This window comes from Polaromonas sp. P1_E1_2 (assembly GCF_056406035.1).
Genome location: NZ_JBFUAZ010000506.1, coordinates 1 through 3,140, shown reverse-complemented (window position 1 = coordinate 3,140; position 3,140 = coordinate 1). Strand labels below are relative to the sequence as shown.

The 3,140-nt window shown below is 60.9% G+C and carries 4 protein-coding genes; all 4 read right to left on the bottom strand.

The annotated features are described in order from the left end of the window. Nucleotides 1-305: 305 nt before the first annotated feature. On the bottom strand, nucleotides 306-1,520 hold the full coding sequence (locus AC1D1P_RS18970) for an MFS transporter (RefSeq protein ID WP_477674039.1): 1,215 nt from the start codon (nucleotides 1,518-1,520) through the stop codon (nucleotides 306-308). 184 nt (nucleotides 1,521-1,704) lie between these two features. Next, nucleotides 1,705-2,163, bottom strand: a complete 459-nt coding sequence (locus AC1D1P_RS18965) for a chemotaxis protein CheX (protein ID WP_431097274.1) — start codon at nucleotides 2,161-2,163, stop codon at nucleotides 1,705-1,707. 10 nt (nucleotides 2,164-2,173) lie between these two features. Continuing rightward, entirely contained in the window at nucleotides 2,174-2,545 is a 372-nt protein-coding gene (locus tag AC1D1P_RS18960; protein WP_457279080.1) for a response regulator transcription factor, read from the bottom strand. A 56-nt stretch (nucleotides 2,546-2,601) separates the two neighbouring features. Then, nucleotides 2,602-3,140 (bottom strand): ATP-binding protein (locus AC1D1P_RS18955; RefSeq protein WP_477674038.1); only part of this gene is annotated, 539 nt, incomplete at its 5' end.

Here is a 3,140-nt window from a genome sequence, read left to right as displayed (position 1 = left end):
GGCGTGTCCTTGTTGGTATTGGAGTTGGTATTTGTCTTCAGTCCCCGCTCCCGATTACCCCTTCTGTCTGCGCCGAGGAGCGCAGGTTCAGGCGGATCAGGGATCGCGATTGTCTGAGCGAAGTGCAACGTAGCGAGTTCGAGCGAGACCCCGCYTGMMCCGAGCACCGCAGGTTGCCCGWAGCGCAGCGAAGGGACGCAAACAGCAGGGTCGCCTTTTCTTKGGTKACTTTCTTTTGGCGACGCAAAAGAAAGTTACTTGCCGCCGGGCAACCCCGGCCAGCGGCCTCAGCTAAAGGCGCATCCTCAAGCAGTCCTCGCCCGTCCACCTTTCTCCGCCCAGGTTCGTGTCCACCGAATCTGCATCACCCGCAGCATCACCAGCATGCCCAGCGACAAGGCTGCAAAAAAGAAGAAACCCCACATGTAAGTGCCCGCATACTGCTTGGAGATACCCATGGCATTGGGCACCAGGCCGCCGCCCAGTGCGCCGATTTCCCCGATCATGGAGCCGGCTACCGCAGTAGCCAGGGGCCAGCGTAGCGGTACCAGCTGGAAAAGGGCGCCATTGCCTGCACCCAGTGCGGCAAAGCACAGCATGACCAGCAAGGTGGTGGCCACCAGGGATTTGCTGGCCAGGCCGCATGCCACGAGCGTGGCGGCAATCGTCAGCAGCACGACGCTCAAGGTGTTCACGCCGCCCCAGCGGTCCGAGATCCAGCCGCCGAAGATGCGCAGCGCCGCGCCCATGAAGGCTGCCAGCATCGACAGCTGCCCGGCCTGCACCTTGCTGACGCCGAACTGGTCGTAGTAGTAGGAAGGCAAAAACGTCGCCAGCCCGATGAAGCCGCCAAAACTCACGGCGTAGATCAGGCTGAAAGCCCAGCCGTCTTTTTCGAACAGGCAGGCCACGTGTTCGCGCAGGGTGGCGTGGCTGTCCACATCGTCGGGTTCTTTGGCAAAAAGAATCATCGCGATCATCGGCAGCAGCATGGCTACGGCAGCAATGCCGTAGACCGACTGCCAGCCGAAGCGCTGCGCCAGCGCCGGCGCGACAAGCACGGAGACAGCGGTGYCCACGTTGCCCGCACCGACCAGACCCATGGCCAGGCCCTTGTAACGGGGAGGGAAGGAGCCCGAACCCAGGCTGAGCGCCACGCCGAAACTGGCGCCGGCAATGCCCAGCAGCACGCCCATGGCCAGCAGGCTGCTGTAGGAGTCAACCACGAAGTAGCCGAACAGCAGCGCCACCATGATCAGGCCCATTTCGACCAGCGTGGCATTTTTGCGGCCAATGTATTGCGCCAGCACGCCCAGCGGAAAGCGCATCAGCGCGCCGGCGAAGATGGGAACCGACAGCATCACGCCTTTTTCTGTGGGCGAGAGCTTGTAGGTTTCCGAAATGAAAGGCGCCATGGCGCCGTTCATGACCCAGATGCAGCACGAAAACGCGAAGTAGAAAAACGCCGCACCCAGTGTGGGCGCGTGGCCAGCCTTGAGAAAATTACGAAACCCCGCCATGGTGCAAGCTCTTTCTGTGAAGATGGTTGATTCACAGAAACAGTGCGAAAAGCATGCCAACTTGGGGCACTCAAAATGCACCCTTGCAGCGCAATTTGAGCCTGAGTTGCTGTTTCTTTTGGTGCAACGCACACATTGCGTGCGTGCAGCCGTGCGAATCAACCAAGCCGACCGAGGTCGCGGGCTAGTTTTTGCGGTCCATGTCGACGCAGACCATTGCCGCGTAGTGGTTCCAGCGCAAGGTGATCACGTAGGGGCGCTTGCGTACCCGGGCTTTCATGCCCTGCGCACCCTGCAGCTTGATCGGCACTGAAATCTGCAGCTCGGACCCCAAAGCCTTGCGTGCATTGCCTGCCAGGGTGTTGGCGATTTCACCCACGGCGTCGAGCAGATTGCCATCGCTCAGATCGGTTTCATGCTGGAGCAGCAAAATCTCGCGCACCAGTTTCCCTGGCATGGACACCACCACATGTCCGTTGTGGCTTCCGGAAAAGGTCACGATGCCGTTGAATTCAAAGGCTTCGATATCTCCCGTGCCGAGATAGGCCGAGGTGATCTGCGGTTCCTGCCGGGTCGTGATCTTGAGGTAATGCCGGATGGAATCGACAAAGAGCTTGAGGTCGTTTTCGTTCAGTGTGGCCATAACAATGTCCTTAGCGCACGTCTGCAACGTCGAGCAGTGCAATCTGCAGCTCTTCGTCGGTAAAGGGTTTGGCAACGAATCCGCGGGCGCCCAGCTTGAGCGCCTGGATGGCTGTCGATTTGTCGCTGAGGGCGCTGACCACCAGTATCTTGATGGACGGGTCGAACTTCAGCAATGCGGTGATGCATTCAATGCCGTCCATCTCGGGCATGGTCAGGTCCATGGTGACGACCTCAGGCCGGGTTGCCCGGGCCAGCCGCACGGCTTCAAGGCCGTTTTTGGCCAGGCCTGCGAGCACCACGCCCTTGATGCCGCCGTTTTGCACCACTCTCGAAATCCGGGTCCGGATCATGTTGGAGTCGTCAACAATCAGCAGTCGCATGGAGAAGCTCCTGTGTGGGGTTTGTGATGGCCATTGCTGGATTGCTTCAGGAAAATTCAGGAAAAAGAAACCTTGAATTCGGTGTGCTGGCCGGGCGTGCTGGAGAGCAGCAGGCGCGCCCCCAGCTGCTGCACATTGGTCTGCACCAGGTCCAGGCCCACGCCGCGGCCTGCGTGGCGGGAGGTGGCACCGGCCGTGGAAAAGCCCGGCTTGAAAATATGCGCAACGATCTGCTGCTCGCTGAAGCTTTGCAGCTGCTCAGGCGTATACCAGCCCAGTTCAAGCAGACGGCGGCGAACGTCGGCCGCATTCAGGCCCGCGCCATCGTCGCGTACGCTGAGCTGCCACTGGCCGTCTTCGTTCCGGGTGAGGTTGACGGTAATCCGCCCGGACTCCGCCTTGCCCGCAGCGCGCCGCACGGATGGCACCTCCACGCCGTGCACCACGGCGTTACGCAGAAGCTGGATGGCGATTTCGCGCAGCAGGTTCATCTTGTCGGCCGGCATGTCCTGGGCACTGCCCATACGCACCTCGGCATCCACGCGTTTGCCGCAGTCGGTGCCGACCTCGTTCGCCAGCTGGGTCAGCACGGCGT

What these genes read in the sequence shown, in the direction of transcription:
- AC1D1P_RS18960 (WP_457279080.1), bottom strand. Translation starts at nt 2,545, where the DNA reads ATGCGACTGCTGATTGTTGACGACTCCAACATGATCCGGACCCGGATT.
- AC1D1P_RS18965 (WP_431097274.1), bottom strand. Translation starts at nt 2,163, where the DNA reads ATGGCCACACTGAACGAAAACGACCTCAAGCTCTTTGTCGATTCCATC.